At 70.5% G+C, this 16,259-nt stretch carries 16 protein-coding genes; 11 read left to right on the top strand and 5 right to left on the bottom strand.

The features are described from left to right. Nucleotides 1–73 precede the first annotated feature (73 nt). The gene (locus PS467_RS02285) at nucleotides 74–1,525 is read left to right on the top strand and encodes an amidase (protein WP_311033722.1); all 1,452 of its coding nucleotides are present in this window, start codon (nucleotides 74–76) and stop codon (nucleotides 1,523–1,525) included. A 190-nt stretch (nucleotides 1,526–1,715) separates the two neighbouring features. Here PS467_RS02285 and PS467_RS02280 read toward each other — a convergent pair whose 3' ends face one another. The 3 genes from PS467_RS02280 to PS467_RS02270 all read right to left on the bottom strand — a co-directional run bounded on the left by PS467_RS02280 (nucleotide 1,716) and on the right by PS467_RS02270 (nucleotide 4,105). Continuing rightward, on the bottom strand, nucleotides 1,716–1,964 hold the full coding sequence (locus PS467_RS02280; RefSeq protein WP_311033721.1) for a non-oxidative hydroxyarylic acid decarboxylases subunit D: 249 nt from the start codon (nucleotides 1,962–1,964) through the stop codon (nucleotides 1,716–1,718). A gap of 43 nt (nucleotides 1,965–2,007) precedes the next feature. After that, on the bottom strand, nucleotides 2,008–3,429 hold the full coding sequence (locus PS467_RS02275; RefSeq protein ID WP_268969717.1) for a non-oxidative hydroxyarylic acid decarboxylases subunit C: 1,422 nt from the start codon (nucleotides 3,427–3,429) through the stop codon (nucleotides 2,008–2,010). 70 nt (nucleotides 3,430–3,499) lie between these two features. Next, nucleotides 3,500–4,105, bottom strand: coding sequence for a non-oxidative hydroxyarylic acid decarboxylases subunit B (locus tag PS467_RS02270; RefSeq protein WP_311033720.1), 606 nt, complete (start codon nucleotides 4,103–4,105; stop codon nucleotides 3,500–3,502). 255 nt (nucleotides 4,106–4,360) lie between these two features. Between PS467_RS02270 and PS467_RS02265 the strand changes: the two genes are divergently transcribed. Further along, nucleotides 4,361–5,203 (top strand): helix-turn-helix transcriptional regulator, encoded by an 843-nt coding sequence (locus PS467_RS02265; RefSeq protein ID WP_311033719.1) that lies wholly within the window; start codon nucleotides 4,361–4,363, stop codon nucleotides 5,201–5,203. 67 nt (nucleotides 5,204–5,270) lie between these two features. On the opposite strand, the gene PS467_RS02260 is transcribed toward PS467_RS02265, so the two are convergent. Next, on the bottom strand, nucleotides 5,271–5,912 hold the full coding sequence (locus PS467_RS02260) for a UbiX family flavin prenyltransferase (RefSeq protein WP_268969714.1): 642 nt from the start codon (nucleotides 5,910–5,912) through the stop codon (nucleotides 5,271–5,273). Between the two features lie 109 nt (nucleotides 5,913–6,021). Continuing rightward, entirely contained in the window at nucleotides 6,022–6,951 is a 930-nt protein-coding gene (locus tag PS467_RS02255; RefSeq protein ID WP_311033718.1) for an MFS transporter, read from the bottom strand. 649 nt (nucleotides 6,952–7,600) lie between these two features. On the opposite strand from PS467_RS02255, the gene PS467_RS02250 reads away from it, so the two are divergent. The 9 genes from PS467_RS02250 to PS467_RS02210 all read left to right on the top strand — a co-directional run bounded on the left by PS467_RS02250 (nucleotide 7,601) and on the right by PS467_RS02210 (nucleotide 16,219). Then, nucleotides 7,601–8,395, top strand: coding sequence for an ABC transporter ATP-binding protein (locus tag PS467_RS02250; RefSeq protein ID WP_311033717.1), 795 nt, complete (start codon nucleotides 7,601–7,603; stop codon nucleotides 8,393–8,395). A 30-nt stretch (nucleotides 8,396–8,425) separates the two neighbouring features. Next, nucleotides 8,426–9,127, top strand: coding sequence for an SRPBCC domain-containing protein (locus tag PS467_RS02245; protein WP_311033716.1), 702 nt, complete (start codon nucleotides 8,426–8,428; stop codon nucleotides 9,125–9,127). Beyond that, nucleotides 9,124–9,984, top strand: coding sequence for an HpcH/HpaI aldolase family protein (locus PS467_RS02240; RefSeq protein ID WP_311033715.1), 861 nt, complete (start codon nucleotides 9,124–9,126; stop codon nucleotides 9,982–9,984). The genes PS467_RS02245 and PS467_RS02240 overlap by 4 nt, the downstream gene beginning before the upstream one ends. A gap of 62 nt (nucleotides 9,985–10,046) precedes the next feature. Next, on the top strand, nucleotides 10,047–11,117 hold the full coding sequence (locus tag PS467_RS02235) for an amidohydrolase family protein (protein WP_311033714.1): 1,071 nt from the start codon (nucleotides 10,047–10,049) through the stop codon (nucleotides 11,115–11,117). Next, nucleotides 11,114–12,769, top strand: a complete 1,656-nt coding sequence (locus tag PS467_RS02230) for a thiamine pyrophosphate-binding protein (RefSeq protein ID WP_311033713.1) — start codon at nucleotides 11,114–11,116, stop codon at nucleotides 12,767–12,769. The genes PS467_RS02235 and PS467_RS02230 overlap by 4 nt, the downstream gene beginning before the upstream one ends. A 20-nt stretch (nucleotides 12,770–12,789) precedes the next feature. Beyond that, nucleotides 12,790–13,017, top strand: coding sequence for a hypothetical protein (locus PS467_RS02225; RefSeq protein ID WP_311033712.1), 228 nt, complete (start codon nucleotides 12,790–12,792; stop codon nucleotides 13,015–13,017). Between the two features lie 70 nt (nucleotides 13,018–13,087). Beyond that, nucleotides 13,088–14,266 carry a DUF3500 domain-containing protein gene (locus PS467_RS02220; protein ID WP_311033711.1) on the top strand — a complete coding sequence of 393 codons (1,179 nt, stop codon included), beginning with the start codon at nucleotides 13,088–13,090 and terminating at the stop codon, nucleotides 14,264–14,266. 40 nt (nucleotides 14,267–14,306) lie between these two features. Then, nucleotides 14,307–15,185: a hypothetical protein gene (locus PS467_RS02215; protein WP_311033710.1), complete on the top strand. Its 879-nt coding sequence runs from the start codon at nucleotides 14,307–14,309 to the stop codon at nucleotides 15,183–15,185. Between the two features lie 50 nt (nucleotides 15,186–15,235). Beyond that, nucleotides 15,236–16,219 (top strand): ABC transporter substrate-binding protein, encoded by a 984-nt coding sequence (locus tag PS467_RS02210; RefSeq protein ID WP_311033709.1) that lies wholly within the window; start codon nucleotides 15,236–15,238, stop codon nucleotides 16,217–16,219. Nucleotides 16,220–16,259 lie beyond the last annotated feature (40 nt).

Raw genomic sequence — 16,259 nt, 5'->3', positions numbered from 1 at the left:
TATCGCTTCCTGCTGTCCCGCTTTCCGCTCTTCGTTTCCGTTTTCCGTTTTCCGTTCATCGACAGGAGTGACAGTGAAAGTTTCCGAGTACGTGAGTTTCGACGCGGTCGGGCTGGCGCAGCTGGTGGCCGACGGCGAGGTGACCCCCGCCGAACTGGAAGCAGCCGCACGCGCGGCCGCGGAGGCGGTCAATCCGCGGATCAACGCCATCGTGGAGACATGGCGGACCGACGACGAGCCCAGCCCCGGCAGTACGCCACTGGCCGGAGTCCCGTTCCTGATCAAGGACCTCGGCGTCTCCATGGCCGGCAGGCGGATGGAGCTGGGCAGCCGCCTCGCGGCGGGCAATGTCGCCCGCGCCGACTCCTCCCTGATGCGGCGCTTCCGTCGCGCCGGCCTCGTGACGTTCGGGCGTACCGCGACACCGGAGATGGCCTACAGCATCACGACGGAACCCGTGCTGTACGGCGCGACCCGCAACCCGTGGGACCTGGAGCGGAGCGCGGGCGGATCCAGCGGGGGAGCGGGCGCGGCGGTCGCTGCCGGGGTGGTGCCGATCGCACACGCCACCGACGCCGCCGGCTCGATCCGTGTCCCCGCCGCCTACAACGGCCTCTTCGGGTTGAAGCCGACCCGTGGCCGGGTCTCCGTGGGTCCCGGCATCGACGAGATCTTCAACGGCCTGGGCGTGCAGGGCAGCGTCAGCCGCACCGTACGTGACAGTGCGGTCCTGCTCGACCAGATCCGGGGCCCGGAACCGGGCGACCCCTACTTCGCCCAGCAACCGTCCCGGCCGTACGCGGAGGAGGTCACCCGCCATCCGGGTGCACTGCGGATCGGTGTCCTCACCCAGGCATGGGGCGGACGCCGCACGGCCCCACCGGTGGCCGACGCGCTCTCCCGCACCGCGCGTCTGCTGGAATCCCTCGGCCATCAGGTGACGGAGGCCGACGTCGGCCTCGGGGTCGACTGGGAAGAGTTCGTACGGGCCAACGCCCTTCTGTGGACGGCGAATCTCACGGCCTCGGTCGACGAGCTGGCCGCCGCCTCGGACCGGCCCGTCGACTCCTCGACCCTCGAGCCGGTGATCCTGGCGAGCTACCACTACGGGCAGCGGGTGACCGGCGCCCAGTTCGTCACCGCGCTCGCGGTCCGGAACCGGGTCGCTCGAAGCCTGGCACGGTACTTCGACGCTTACGACATGCTGCTCACCCCGACCTTGCCCGAGCTTCCCGTGCCGTTGGGCACCTACGCCGAGGGTGCCGAGGCGCTGGACGGCCTCGGCTGGCTCGACCGCATCCTCGACCGCTCGCCGTTCACCGCGGTGTTCAACGTGGCGGGCACGCCCGCCATGTCCGTACCCGTAACGGCCGACACCGGGACGGGGCTCCCGATCGGCCTCCAGTTCGCCGCCGGTTACGGGTTCGAAGGCAGCCTCTTCCGCCTCGCCGGACAACTCGAACAGGCCAGCCCGTGGGCGGGCCGGACCCCCACGGTGTGGGCGGGGAACCCCACGGGCGACTGAGGAGTGCTCGCGGAACGCCGGGGGTCCGCAGGCGAAACGGCCGCCCATGAACGGGCGCTCGCCCGACCGCCCCCGGCGCGACGCACACTGTGCCGGGCGACCACGCCGGGGCCGACCAGGCGGTCGCAGCGTAGGCGCCGCGCCGGGGGCCCGGATGCCGGCTCCGGGCCCCCGGCGGCGGTGGGCGGGGTCAGGGCTGGTTGCGCAGCGGGGGGATGGTGGGGACCTCGGGGGCGCCGGCGATGTCCTCGGCGGTCATCCGGAAGCTCTCGGGGTAGGCGTCGCGCTGGGTGCGGCGGGCGGGTTCGCTGGTGCGCCAGGTGTACAGGCACTGCCGGCATTGCAGCACGTCCCAGGCGCCGGGGACCGGCGAGGTGTGCAGCTGCTCAATGCTCTCGTAGGCGCAGCGCGGGCAGATGGTGGTCTTCTCCACGGCCATGTCGGATGTCCTTCGGTGGGGTGATGGGGGAGGTGCGGGGCGGTCAGCGGGTGGTGAGGGACTGGAGCTTGGCGAGCCAGGCACCCATCTCGGGCAGGTCACGGACCTGGTTGCCGTAGTTGCCGCGCTTGTCGGGCTCGGCGGGGGTGGTGGCGTCGATGATGAGCTTGTCGACGATGCCCGGACTCTGCGCCTGGGGGGCGAGTTCCAGCACCGGCAGGTTCGGGACGACGACCAGGTCGCCGGAGGGGTTCATCTTGGTGGAGAGCGCCCACATCACCTGCGGCAGGTTGAAGGGGTCCACGTCCTCGTCGACGACGATCACGGTGGCGGCGTAGCCGAGGCCGTGCGGGGTGGTCAGCACCCGCATGCCGACGGCCTTGGCGAAGCCGCCGTAGCGCTTCTTGGTGGAGACGATGACGACGAGGCCGTGGGTGTACATGGCGTTGACCGCCTGGACCTCGGGGAAGTCCCGCTTCAGCTGCTCGTACAGCGGGACGCAGGTGTTCGCGGCCATCAGGTAGTCGATCTCCGTCCACGGCATGCCCAGGTACAGGTGCTCGAAGATCGGGTCGGTGCGGTAGGAGATCTTGTCGACGCGGATCACGGTCATGTTGCGGCCGCCGGAGTAGTGGCCGGTGAACTCGCCGAAGGGGCCCTCGATCTCGCGCTTGCGGCCCTCGATGACGCCCTCGATGACCACCTCGGAGCCCCACGGCACGGGCAGGCCGGTCAGCGGTGCCGTGGCGATGGGCGCGGGGGCGCCGCGCAGGGCGCCGGCCAGTTCGTACTCGTTCTGGTCGTACTCCATGGGGGTGGAGGCGACGATGGAGATCACCGGGTCGTTGCCGAGGGTGATGGCGACGGGCAGGTCCTCGCCCCTCTCCTCGGCCTTGCGCAGGTGCTGGGCGATGTCGTGCATGGGGACGGGCTGGAGGGCGAGCTTGCGCCGGCCCTTGACCTCGATGCGGTAGACGCCGACGTTCTGCTTGCCGGAGTTCTCCGGATCGTCGGGGTCCTTGGAGACGACCGCGGCCTTGTCGATGTAGGAGCCGCCGTCCCCGTCGTTGAGGCGGAACAGCGGGAGGATGTCGAAGATGTTGATGTCATCGCCCTCGACCGTGTTCTCCGACCACAGGGGGTCATCCCGCCACTCCGGCTGGACGGGGAACTTCGCCCAGCGCCGGATGAACTCGTCCACCTGGTCCTTGGTGGGGCTGTTCTTGTCCATGCCCAGGGCCAGGGCGTGGTTGGCCCACGAGCCGTGCACGTTCATCGCGATGCGCGCGCTGGTGAAGCCGTGGACGTTGTCGAAGTACAGGGCGGGGGCGGCGTCCCCGAGCCGGGGGGCCGCGTTGGCCGCGGCGGCGATGTCCGGCTCGGGCATCACCTCCTCGGTGATGTGCAGCAGCTGGCCCTCCTTGTCGAGGGTCTGGAGGAAGCTGCGCAGGTCGTCGTAGGCCATGGAGAACTCCATAGGGGTTTCGTCGGGGTGAGCGGGGTGAGCGGTGTGTCAGGGGTGAAGGGAGCCCGGTTCAGGCCACGGTGAGTTCCTGGGGCGGCCGCTGCTCGCGCGCGGCGCGCATACCGGTCCAGCGCCGGGCCGTGGGGGCGGGCAGGCCGAACTGGTCCAGGACGCGGGCGGTGATGTGGTCGACGATGTCGTCCACCGAGGCCGGGTGGTTGTAGAAGGCCGGCATGGGCGGCACCATCTGCGCCCCCATGCGCGTGAGCGCCAGCATGTTCTCCAGGTGGATCTCGCTCAGCGGTGTCTCACGGGGGACCAGCACCAGCTTCCGGCGCTCCTTGAGGACCACGTCCGCGGCGCGGGCCACCAGACCGTCCGCGTAACCGGCCCGGATGCCGGCGAGGGTCTTCATCGAGCAGGGCGCGATGACCATCCCGTCGGTGCGGAACGACCCGGAGGAGATGGACGCTCCCTGGTCGTCGGGGCTGTGGGTGACATCGGCCAGCTCACCGACCTCGGCCACGGACAGGCCGCACTCCAGTTCGAGGGTGGTGCGCGCCCATCGGGAGAGCACGAGATGGGTTTCCACCTCGGGCAGCTCGCGCAGTGCCGCCAGCAGGCGGACACCGAAGACCGCGCCGGTTGCTCCTGTCATGCCCACTATCAGTCGCATGGTGTACGGCCCCTCTGCTCCGTGTGCTCATGGGTGAGAACGCTGCGGAGCTTTTCGGTCACCGAAGCGGTAGGCGCCATTCACCGCGCCGCTCCGGAGGCGAGCCCCTGACCAGCTCCTTCGCATTCCACGGTAGGTGTCGCGGCAGGGCGGACCGGCGTACGCTGTGGACACACCATGGACCGAATTGGACAGGATCACCGAGACCGCATCACCGACGTCCCGTTCCGGCCGTCGCCCGGAGGGCCGCCGGGCGTGGAGGTGTGGGATTTCCCGTGGCTCGCCGAGCGCGCCGGGCGCCACGGCGTGGACCTGTACCAGCCGCTGCGCGCCGAGTTCCACCATCTGATCAGCGTGCGGTCCGGGTCGCTGCGCATGTGGCTGGACGGCGCGGAGCACACCGTGCCGCCCGGTGCCTGGCTGTGGATCCGTCCGGACCAGGTCTACCGCTTCCTCGGCGCCCTCGGCCTCGCCGAGGGCGCGGTCGTGCTGTTCACCCCCGGCTTCCTGGACGCCGCCACCGTCGACGCCGCCCGCTTCGGCCCGCCGTACCCCGAGGGACCGCTCACCGCCGAGCGGCCGGAGGACGCGGCCGCTCTCCAGACCACCCTCGGCCTGCTGGAGGACGCCTATCGCCGCAGCGCCGCGCTGCCCGTCGACGCCCACATCGCCCTCGTACGCCATCTGCTGGCCGCGCTGGTCCTGCGCCTGGGACACCTCCGGGGCCGGGACGCCGCCCGCCGCGGTGAGCCCGGCGCGGGGACGTTCCACCGCTTCCACCGGGCCGTCGAGCGGGACTTTACCGCCGCGCGCCGGGTCGAGGACTACGCCGCCGCCCTCGGCTACAGCGCCCGCACCCTCACGCGCGCGTGCCTGGCCGCCACCGGACGCACCGCCAAGCAGTACCTCGACGACCGGGTGGCCCTGGAGGCCAAGCGCCTCCTGGTCCACACCGACCTCGCCCCCGTACGGATCGCCGACCGGCTCGGCTTCACCACTCCCACCGTCTTCACCAAGTTCTTCCGCCGCTGCACCGGGGAGACCCCGTCCGCCTTCCGCTCCCGCGCCCGCACCGGCGGTCAGCCGGCGGGGCGGTGATCCCCCGCCCGATATGCGGCGAACCGGGGGAGGAGGCGCCGCCGGGCCGGCGAGCGGCTGCCACGCCTCAGGCACGGACCGTCCGGTCGTGATGGGCGCGTGACTCGGTGCCCGAGTAGGCGTAGTAGTCCGTCTGGGGCAGGCCGACGAAGGCCAGCAGCCGCGCGGTGAACTCCTCGTAGAACTGGTCCACCGTCTGCGGCAGGTTGTAGTAGGTGGGAATCATCGGGTACACGGTGCCGCCCGCCTCCGCCACCTGGGTGAGGTTGCGCAGATGGATGAGGTTGAACGGCGTCTCCCGCACGCACAGCACCAGCGGGCGCCGCTCCTTCAGCGACACGTCCGCGGCCCGCTCGATCAGGGTGTTCGCCGTGCCGTGGGCGATCCGGCCGACCACGCCGAGCGCGCAGGGCACCACCAGCATCCCCCAGGACGGGTAACTGCCGGACGTCGGCCCGCCCGCCAGGTCCTCCGGATCCCAGTCCACGACCTTGTCCGCGGCCGGCCGGGCGCCCAGCACCAGTTCGGGCGCGGGCCCGGAGGCGTCCCGGCCGGTCTCGTGCGCGATCAACCGGCGGCCCGCCGGGGAGACCATCAGGTCGATCTGCCCCACCCTGTCCTCCTTGACCAGGGCCTCGAGTACGAACCGCGCCATCCGGGTGCCACCCGCACCCGTCACCGCCAGCGTGATGTTCCGCCGCTCCGTCATCCGCCCAGCCCTTCGGTTCAGGCCGCCCGGCCGGCACATCCGACGACGGCACTGGACAACATCAGAGCAAGTGCCGCACTTCCTCGCAAAAGGGCGCCCGCCGTGTCGGTCAACGGTGTCCCTGCGCGCGGCCGGCCGGTGACAGGACCAGCATGGTGACGCCGATCCCCGCCGCGGCCAGCCCGCCGACGAGCAGCGCGCTGCGGGCTCCCCACGACGCGCCGATCGCCCCGACGGCCGGTGCGCCGATGACGGTGCCCCCCAGCCAGCCGACCGACCAGATCGACAGCACCATGACCATCGGGTGGAGCAGCTCGGGCGTACGGCGGATGTAGGCGATCCCGGCGCGGATCTGTCCCCCCGCGGGTATCTCGCGCTCGGCCGGGCGCATCTCCGCCGTGCGCAGCGCGACCAGGCTTGCGATGACGGCCAGGAACGACACGGTGTCCAGGTCGAAGCACGGTGTCACGCCCAGGGCGGCGATGACGACCCCGGCCGGGCCCGGCCCGATGAGCTTGGCCGTGTTGACGAGCGTGCTGTTGATCGCGATGGCGTTGGCCAGATGCTCCGGGCCGACGAGTTCGCTGATCAGACTCTGTCGCGCGGGACTGTCGAAAACGTTGGTACAGCCGATCGTCAGCATGATCACGACGAGCGTCGGTAACGTCATGAGGCCGGCCCAGGACAGTGCCGTCAGCAGGGCGGCCTCGACGGCGAAGCACATCTGCGTGAGCATGAGCAGCCGACGGCGGTCGTGGCGGTCCACCACGAGCCCGCCCCAGGCGCCCAGCAGCAGGATGGGCAGGTACCGGGCACCGGTCACGACGCCGAGCATCGTCCCGCTGTGCGTGAGCTCCAGCGTCAGCCAGCCGACCGCGATGTTCTGCATCCAGTTGCCGACCACGGACGTGGTCTGCCCCAGCGCGAACAGGCGGTAGTTCCTGACCCTGAGCGAGGCGAAGCCGCTCTGCCGCCCGGTGCCGCCGGTCGGAGCCGTGGGCCGCGCCGGATGCCACGGGTCGCGGTCGAGGTCGGTCATGGGCGCACCGGCCGGAGCCGGGTGCTCCCTCCGGTGGCTGTTGCGGACGCGTGCATGGCGGTCTCCCTCGGGACGGCAGGCGGATACGGGCGCGGTCGCGGACGACGCGGGGGTGGGCGGTGTGCCGGTCAACGTGCGTACGCCCCGGGCCAGTTGCCCGGGAAACGGGGCCTGGCGGGCGTTTGCGAGCCGGACTTCGCGACGGAGACCGTAACGGCCCCCGCGCCTGTGAGCAAGCAGCGGGCCGGGATTTCCGGCACCGCCCGAAGCGTCCCACAGCACCGCCTTCGCGCCACCCGCGCCGGGATCTGTGTTCGCCCCGTCGACGCCAATGTTGTCCATCAATCCTAGCTCGCGTCGATCCGGCGTCGACGGGCAAGGCAAGGTTTTTCCTGCGAACTTCTTGTGGCTTTGGGTTGGCGGTGTTACGTTCCCGTCACCGCTTGTCAGACAATCTTGGCGACAGGCAGTGTCGCCGCATCGCATCAGCAGAAGAATTCGGCCAGCGCTGGTGCTCCCGCGTGTGCATCAGTCGAAACAACCGTCACGCCGTCCAGCAGGTCACCGCACCGCCACCTACCAACGCCGCCCCAGGCGCGAGCGCACGGCCCCCCTTCGTCCTGGCGAGGAGGAGGCCGAGGAGACAGATATGTCGACCAGTCAGCGCAACTCCCATCCGGAGGCACTCCGCTTCGAATACGTCACCCTGGAGTTTCCCGGCAGCCACCGACCGGCGATCGAGGACGTGTCGCTCACCATCGATCGCGGCAAGGTCGTCGCCGTGATCGGACCCAGTGGGTGCGGAAAGAGCACCATCCTCAACCTGGCCGCCGGTCTGCTCACCCCCAGCCAGGGACAGGTCCACTTCGCCGGCGAGCGCGTCACCGCCGTCAACTCCGAAGCGGCCTACGTGACGCAGCAGTCCCATCTGCTGCCCTGGCTCAGCGTCAGGGGCAACATCGGCCTGGCGCTCAAGTTCCGCAAGGTCCCCAAGGAGGAACGCGAGGAACGCATCGCCCACTGGGTCAGGCTGGTCGGCCTGACCGGCTTCGAGAACCACTTCCCCCGGGAGCTGTCCGGCGGTATGCAGAAGCGCTGCGCGATCGCGCGGGCGCTGATCTACAACCCGTCCATCGTGCTGATGGACGAGCCGTTCGGGCCGCTGGACGCCATCACCCGCCTCAACCTCCAGCAGGAACTCCTCAACATCTGGCAGGAGCAGAACGGGACGCTGGTCTTCGTCACGCACGACCTCAACGAGGCGATCTACCTGGCCGATGAGGTCATCGTGATGTCGCGCGGGCCCGGCACGGTCCGCCGTGTCATCACGGTTCCCTTCGAGCGGCCACGGACCATCGGCTCGCTCGTCGAGTCGCGCGAGTTCTCGGAGCTCTACAACGACCTGTGGGGTCTCTTCGCCGCCGAGCAGCAGGCCGCCGCGTAACACCACCACCGCCGAGTGAGGTTCACAGCTTTGATATCGATCACGGAAGAGATCGCGGTACCGAGTCCGCCCGAACGTGTCTGGGAGGTCATCTCCGATCCCTCGGCCGTCGTGTCCTGCATCGGCGGCGCCGAACTCGGCCCGTCGCACGAGGACGGGTCCTTCGACGGAACCCTGGCCATCAGGTTCGGCGGTCTCCGGGTCAAGTTCGCCGCCCGGGTCTCCCTGGACCTGGACGAGTCCGCACGTGAGGGCCGTCTCTCGGCCCGCGGCGCGGACGGGCAGGGCGCCACCCGCTTCCACGCCGGCGCCACCTTCCGGGTCGTCGAGGGGGAGACCCCCGGCACCTCACGGGTCTTCTGCGACGGTGAGATCAAACTCAACGGCAAGCTCGCCAAGCTGATCGAGTCCGGTGCCGGGATGGTGGTCTCCAGGATGACCAAGGAGTTCACCGACGAACTGGTCAAGGTGTGTGCGGCGCCCTCCGAGCCGCACACGGCAGGCGCGGCAGGCGCCCCCGAGCCGCTCACGGCGGTGTCCCCCGAGCCGTCCGCGGCGGCGTCGTCCGAGCCGCGCGCGGTCGCGGCTCCGCCCCGGCCGACCGGCCTGTTCGGCCGCCTGCGTGCCTGGTGGGCAGGGCTGCGATCCCGGCGGAAGGGGCAGCCGCCGCAGGCGGCATCCCGCTCGGCGCACACATCCGGTGACGCACTCGGCCAGGGAGGTCGGCGATGACAACGTCCAGGCTCAACAAGGTGATCGGCGCCCTGGACGCGGGGCAGCACGTCTTCGCGTCCTTCTCGGCGGCCGACCCGGCGTCCGCGATCGAGTTCAGCACCTCGGACTACGACGCGGTGGTGTTCGAGATGGAGCACAAGCCCTGGGACATCAACGGGCTCCGGGACAGCTTCCAGTACCTGCTCAACCGGCGCCGGATCTTCGACGCGGACAGCCTCGCGCCCACCGTCACCCCGCTGGTGCGCATCCCCGCCAACGGCGCCGAGAAGGCCCAGTGGCACGCCAAACAGGCCCTCGACCTCGGTGCGTTCGGCATCGTCTGGCCGCATGTCTCCACCGTGGAGGAGGCCCGCAACGCCGTCGCCGCCTGCCGCTACCCGCGGCTGCCCGACGCCCCGCACTACGAGCCCGCCGGTCTGCGCGGGGACGGCCCGCACGCGGCGACGCGCTACTGGGGCATCCCGAACACCGAGTACTACGCCAGGGCCGATGTGTGGCCGCTCGTGCCGGACGGGGAGATCCTCGTGGGCCTCATGATCGAGGACCAGCTCGGCATCGAGAACCTGCCGGACATCCTCGACCAGGTGCCGGGCATCGGCCTCGTCCTCGTCGGCGAGGGCGACATGAGCCAGGAACTGGGGGTACCGCGCCAGTACGAACACCCGCGCGTCCTGGAGTGCAAGCGACGGATCCTCGACATCTGCGGCGAACGCGGGGTGGCCGTGGGCCACCCCCATGTGACGGCCGGCAACGTCAAGCAGGTGCTCGACGACGGCTACCGGTTCCTGATGTCGGCGCCGGTGCGCACCTACCCCGGCCTGGACAAGGGCCGGGAGCTGACCGGCCGGGCCTGAGGCGCACCCCCGGAGCCGGCCGCACACCACGGACCACCGCAACGCGAGTTTCGGAGTAATACATGATCATCGACTGCCATGGCCACTTCACCACAGCGCCCCCCGCGCTGGGCAGGTGGCGGGAGCGGCAGATCAGGGCCTTCGAGGAGTCCGGCGCGCGCATCTCGCCCGACGAACTCCACATCACCGACGACGAGATCCGCACCGCCATCGAGAACGGGCAGCTGAAGCTCCAGACCGAGCGTGGCACCGACCTGACGATCTTCTCGCCGGGCGCGGGCAAGATGGCCCACCACTACGGTGACGAGCGGACCAGCCTCGACTGGTCCCGGGTCAGCAACGACCTGATCGCCCGGGTGAGCGGCCTCTTCCCCGAGCGGTTCGTGGCGGTGTGCCAGCTTCCGCAGTCCCCGGGTGACGCCCTCGCCACCTCCGTCCGCAACTCGGTCGCCGAACTCGAACGCTGCGTCGAGGAGTTGGGTTTCGTCGGCTGTCTGCTCAACCCGGACCCGTCCGACGGGTACTACCAGGCCCCGCCGCTGACCGACCGGGTCTACTACCCGCTCTACGAGAAGATGGTCGAGCTCGACGTCCCCGCGATGGTCCATGTCGCGATGTCGCGGAACCCCGCGCTCCAGGGCACCTGCGCCCACTACCTCGCCGGCGACACCGCGGCGTTCATGCAGCTGTGCGAGTCGGATCTGTTCAAGGACTTCCCGACGCTGAAGCTGATCCTGCCGCACGGCGGCGGCGCCGTCCCGTACCACTGGGGCCGCTACCGGGGAATGATGCAGGACCGGGGCCGGCCGCCGCTGGAGGAGTCGGTCCTGCGCAACGTCTACTTCGACACCTGCGTGTACCACAAGCGGGGCATGGAACTGCTGCTGGACATCATCCCCGCCCGGAACGTGCTGTTCGCCTCGGAGATGATCGGCGCCGTCCGCAGCGTGGACCCCGAGACCGGGCGGCGGTTCGACGACACCAAGTACACCCTCGACTCCATCGACAGCCTGAGCGACGCCGACCGGCAGGCGGTCTACGGAGGCAACGCGCTGCGGGTCTTCGCACGGCTCGACGGCGTCCTGAAGGCGCGGGCGACGGCCGCGGCGAACGTGAAGGAGTCCGGAAAGTGAAGGTCTACGAGGCACTGGCCGAGGCGTTCGTCCGGGAAGGCACCAGTGATGTCTTCGGCATGATGGGCGACGCCAACATGCACTGGATGGCGGCACTCGCCGACCGCGGGGTGCGCTTGTACGAGGTGCGGCACGAGGGCTCCGGGCTCGGCATGGCGGACGGCTGGGCCCGCGGCGCGGGAGCGCCGGGTGTGGTCACCACGACCAGCGGCCCCGGCGTCTCGCAGCTGGCCACCTCGATGATCGTGGCGAGCCGGGCGCGTACTCCGCTGATCGCCTTCTGCGGTGAGACCCCGCTGGGCGACGAGGGCGCCACCCAGTACCTCGACCAGCGGCGCTTCGCCGCCGCGATCGAGTGCGAGTTCATCCACGTGACCCGGCCCGAGAACGCCCAGGAGGCCGTGCGGCGGGCCTTCTACCTGGCCCGTACCGAGTCCAAGCCGGTCATGATCAGCGCGCCCTTCGACGTCCAGGTGGCCGAGCTGGACGACTACGACGAGGACTACGTGCCGTCCACCGCCCTGATCGAGAAGCCCCGGCTGCTGCCGGACCCGGCCAGGCTCCAGGCCGCCTGCGATCTGATCCAGAACGCCAAGCGCGTGGTGATCATCGCCGGGCGGGGCGCGCGCAAGGCGGACTCCGGCGAGCAGATCCTCGCCCTCCAGGAACAGACCGGCGCCCTGCTGGCGACCACCCTCCAGGCGAAGAACTGGCTGTGCGACCGCACCGACTTCCACGTCGGCCTGTCGGGTCTGTTCGGCGACAAGGCGTCGATGGAACTGCTCCAGGAGGCCGACTGCGTGATCGCGGTGGGCGCCAGCCTGAACCACTACACCATCGAGAGCGGCTACCTCTACCCCGAGGCCACCTACATCCAGATCGACACCGCCCCGCACCTGGTGATGGGCAACGGCAAGACGGCGGACTGCTACCTCCAGGCCGACGCGGTCACCGCCCTCACCGAGCTGACCCGGGCGCTTCAGGAGCGGTCCGTCCGGCTGGAGGGCTTCCACATCGACGCCGTCCGGCAGCACCTGGCCGCCCGGCTCCAGCCGCCGGCCGAGTACGTACGCGAGCCCGGACGGCTCGACCCGCGCGAGGCGATCTGGATCCTCGACCAGGAACTCCCCGGCGAGATGGGGCTGGTACTGGGCAGCGGCCACCAGACCGACTTCGGCACCATGCTCTTCCAGCGGTCGCGCGAGGTGCTCTCCAACTACGGCATGTTCGGCGCCATCGGCCAGGCCCCGCTGATCGCTCTCGGCCAGATGGTCGCGCGGGGCAACAAGCCCGGCTTCGTGGTGGAGGGCGACGCCAGCTTCCTCATGCACCTGTCCGAGTTCGAGACGGCGTGCCGGTACGACATCCCGCTGCTGGTCGTCGTGATGAACGACCAGGGCCTCGGCGCCGAGTACCACAAGGCGAAGGCGAAGGGACTCGACCCGGAGCTGGCGACCATCTCCACCCCCGAACTGGGCCGGGTCGCCCAGGCACTCGGCGGCGGCGGGGCCACCGTCCGCACACCGGAGGAACTGCGCGCCGCGCTGGCCGAGTACGTGGCGGCCCCCCGGCCGACCGTGATCGACGTCCGCATCACCCGCCAGGTGCTGAGCACCCCCTACCGCCGCATCCAGTACGGCGAAGACGTGTGAGCGGGCGGAGCGGGACACGCGTGGCCACACCGCTGACGGTGCTCACCGGCCGGCGCCTGGGCGTCCGCGCGTACGGCCGGACCACCGGTGACGACTCATCCGCCGGACGCGCGGTCGCGGCCGGGTGGAGCGCGTCGCTGGTCGCCTGTCTGGAGATCGCCGGCCGCTACGCCCTGGAACCGGGCCTCATCACGCAACCGGTGGATGTCGCGGAGCCACAGGAGAAGACGGCCTTCCTCGACACCTGAGGAGGCGCTCGGCACGGGTGCGCCACCTGGGCGGCGCACCCGTGCCGGAACATCGAAAGGAGGGGCGGTCATGAAGGAGCCGGTAGGGCTGAGGAAGCGGGGCAACCCGCCCACGCGCAAGCCGAAGGTCTGGACACCGGAGCTGCTCGAAAAGGTCGCCTGGCGGGTGAAGGCGGCGAACGAGCCCTTTCGGGGAGTGGCCACTTCGGACGGCATCCGGCCGGGACTGTTCCCGCTGCGCGGCACCGGCGCGGACGTCCGCAAGGTGTACCAGGCCGCGGAGGACTACCTGGCGGGCCTGACCGAGCGGCAGCTCGCCGAGGGCCGGTTCCCGATGGACGACGTGAGCTGGCGGCACTGGAACAACGGCGCCCGGTACTTCCTGCGCCACGGCATGTTGCTCGAGGACTTCGACGATGTGCAGCGCCTGCGGGCCATGAACGTCATGCGGGAAAGCCTCAGCGCGTACGGGTACGGCCAGCTGGTCGACCTGATGCACCTCAACCGCACCATCGGCGAGCTGAGCGACAACGAGGAAGGGCTCAACGAGTGGCTGTACTGGTTCTCCGTCTACGGGGAGCCGGAGAACGGCGGCCCGTGGGGCTGGCAGCTCGACGGACACCACGTCAACGTCAACTGCGTTCTCATCGGGGACCAGATGGTCCTCACCCCCTCCTTCCTCGGCGCCGAGCCGGCGGTCGCCGGGTCCGGGAAGTACGCCGGGACCATGGCCTTCCGCGCCGAGGAGGGACTCGGCCACGAGCTGTTCACCCAACTGGGCCGCCGGCAGCGGGAACGCGCCACCATCGCGGACACACAGCCGGAGGAACTGTTCGTCGGAGCCTTCCGGGACAACTGGGAGCTCGACTACGAGGGACTGCGGCTGAGTGAGATGTCGTCCGGCCAGCGGGACACCGCGCTCCGACTCCTCGGCCTGTACGTCAACCGGGCCCGTGACGACCAGGCCAGGGTGCGCATGCGGGAGGTGCTGGCCCATGAGGGGGACACGCACTTCGGGTGGATCGGCGACCCCGACTCCACCTTCTACTACCGCTTCCACAGCCCGGTGATCCTCGTCGAGTTCGAGCACATGCCCGGCGTCATCTTCGACAACGACTACCACTCGCGCCGGCACATCCACACGATCGTCCGTACCCCCAACGGCAATGACTTCGGCGTCGACCTGCTGCGGCAGCACCACGAGCGGCACCACACAGCGCGGACCGCCAACCCCGGTCAGCAGGTCTGAGACGCCCCGCCGTCCGCTGGACAAAAGGAGAGAGAGAAACATGAAGTTGGTGCTCGGCCGTGACGATCTCGCGGCCGCCGCGGTGTCGGCGGTCCGCGAGGCGGGCACGGAGCCCGAACGGCTCGACATCAGCCCGGTGCACAAGGCCTCCCGCGGTTTCGTGAACGAGTCGGACGCGGACCTGTGCGAAGTGGCGATCGTGACCGTTCTCCAGGCCGTCGCCCACGGCAAGCCGGTACTGCTGCTGCCGGTCACCACCCTCGGACGCCACCAGCACCAGACCCTGGTGACCCTCGGCAGACTGTCGGTCGCCGATGTGGCAGGGCACAGCGTCGGAGTCCGCTCCTGGAGCCAGACCACCGGCGTGTGGATGCGCGGCTTCCTCACCGAGAGCTACGGCGTCGACCTGCGCACGGTGGACTGGACGACGTACGAGGGCAGCCACGTCGACGGTGCCGACGACCCGTCCTGGGTGCAGCGGGCCCCGGAGGGGGCCAAGCTCCAGGCGGACTTCCTGGAAGGCCGGCTCGACTTCGGGATCATGGGCAATGGACTGCCCTCCGACGACCGCATCCGCACCGCCATCGCAGACGCCCACCGGATCGCCGAACAGTGGTCGAGGGACCAGGGGTTCATCCCGGTCAACCATGTGGTCGGGGTCTCCGGGAAAGCCGCCGCGGAGCACTCCGCCGCCATCCTCGCCGCCTACGACGCGATGCGGTCGGTGCTCACCGCCACGGCCGAGCCGGGGCCGGTGCCCCTGCACCCCGTGGGCTTCGGCGCCCTGCGCGGCGCGTTCACCAAGGCCGCCGCCTACGCGCTGGAGCAGGGCGTGATCCCGCGGGCGGTGGACTACGACGAACTCGTCGAGCGGACCTGCGCGGCACTCGGCGTACCGCCGTCCCGGCTCGGCGGCTGAGGCCGCGGCGGGGGCGGCCGGATCACCTACGGAAAGAAGGAAAACAGGGTATGGACAAGCTCACGGTGGTCTTCGGGGATTACCCGCACGCGCGGCCGCTGCTGGACGGTGACGTCGGGATCGACGGCTACCTGGTCGAGCCGGTGGAGGTCACGCCGGTCATCGGCGCCTACCGGCGGATGATCCGGGACCTGGAGTTCGACGTGTGCGAACTGGCGCCGGTGTCGTATCTGATGGCACGCCAGGAAGGGATACCGCTGACCGCGATCCCGGTGTTCCTCAACCGGCGCTTCCACCACGGCGACGTGCAGTGCGCCGCGCACTCCGGTATCCGTGTGCCGCGGGACCTGGAGGGACGCCGGATCGGCGTACGCGCCTACTCGGTGAGCACGGGCGTATGGGTGCGGGGCGTCCTGCGCGACGAGTACGGCGTGGACCTTGACACGATCACCTGGGTGGTCGACGACGACGACCACATCGAGGGCCGGGTCCCGCCCAACGTCGAACGGGTCACCGACGGCCGCTCGCTGGGCGAGCTGCTGCGCAACGGTGAGATCGACGCCGCGCTGACCGGCAACGCCGGGACCGGGCGGGCGGGCGCGCCCCGGGCCGGGTGGACGGCGGCGGCCGAACCGGAGCCCGGTGGCGAAGACGGGCCGTACCCGCTCTTCCCCGAGGCCGGGACGCTCGCCGTGGACCACTACCTGCGGACCGGCGTCTACCCGCTGCACTCGCTGATCTCGGTGCGCTCCGAGCTCGTCGAGCGCGACCCCGGTCTGCCGGGCAAGCTGTACGCGGCGTTCGCGGAGAGCAAGCGCCGGCACCTCGCCGCCCGGCCCGAGTGGTCGGCGGTGCCCCGGCTGGCCCGTCAGGGGAAGCAGATCGGCGGCGACCCCGTCCCCTACGGCATCACGGCCAACGAGCCCAGCCTGCACGCGATGGTGCGGTTCGCCACGGACCAGGGTCTGCTCGACGCGGACTTCCCCGCCGACCCGCGATCGCTGTTCGCCGCGGGCGACTACCCGGACGCCTGAGCCGGCTCGTACAGAAGACACCGAACACAAGGGAGCACCC

The organism is Streptomyces luomodiensis, from assembly GCF_031679605.1.
Lineage (GTDB): Bacteria > Actinomycetota > Actinomycetes > Streptomycetales > Streptomycetaceae > Streptomyces > Streptomyces luomodiensis.
The sequence above is the reverse complement of the archived record's forward strand: the minus strand, read 5'-3'. Positions and strand labels throughout refer to the sequence as shown.

Bases quoted from the DNA above. Each gene is read 5' to 3' on its own strand.
- PS467_RS02280 (WP_311033721.1), bottom strand. From the start codon at position 1,964: ATGGCCGTGGAGAAGACCACCATCTGCCCGCGCTGCGCCTACGAGAGC.
- PS467_RS02275 (WP_268969717.1), bottom strand. From the start codon at position 3,429: ATGGCCTACGACGACCTGCGCAGCTTCCTCCAGACCCTCGACAAGGAG.
- PS467_RS02270 (WP_311033720.1), bottom strand. From the start codon at position 4,105: ATGCGACTGATAGTGGGCATGACAGGAGCAACCGGCGCGGTCTTCGGT.
- PS467_RS02260 (WP_268969714.1), bottom strand. From the start codon at position 5,912: ATGACGGAGCGGCGGAACATCACGCTGGCGGTGACGGGTGCGGGTGGC.
- PS467_RS02255 (WP_311033718.1), bottom strand. From the start codon at position 6,951: ATGACCGACCTCGACCGCGACCCGTGGCATCCGGCGCGGCCCACGGCT.
- PS467_RS02250 (WP_311033717.1), top strand. From the start codon at position 7,601: ATGTCGACCAGTCAGCGCAACTCCCATCCGGAGGCACTCCGCTTCGAA.
- PS467_RS02240 (WP_311033715.1), top strand. From the start codon at position 9,124: ATGACAACGTCCAGGCTCAACAAGGTGATCGGCGCCCTGGACGCGGGG.
- PS467_RS02235 (WP_311033714.1), top strand. From the start codon at position 10,047: ATGATCATCGACTGCCATGGCCACTTCACCACAGCGCCCCCCGCGCTG.
- PS467_RS02220 (WP_311033711.1), top strand. From the start codon at position 13,088: ATGAAGGAGCCGGTAGGGCTGAGGAAGCGGGGCAACCCGCCCACGCGC.
- PS467_RS02215 (WP_311033710.1), top strand. From the start codon at position 14,307: ATGAAGTTGGTGCTCGGCCGTGACGATCTCGCGGCCGCCGCGGTGTCG.
- PS467_RS02210 (WP_311033709.1), top strand. From the start codon at position 15,236: ATGGACAAGCTCACGGTGGTCTTCGGGGATTACCCGCACGCGCGGCCG.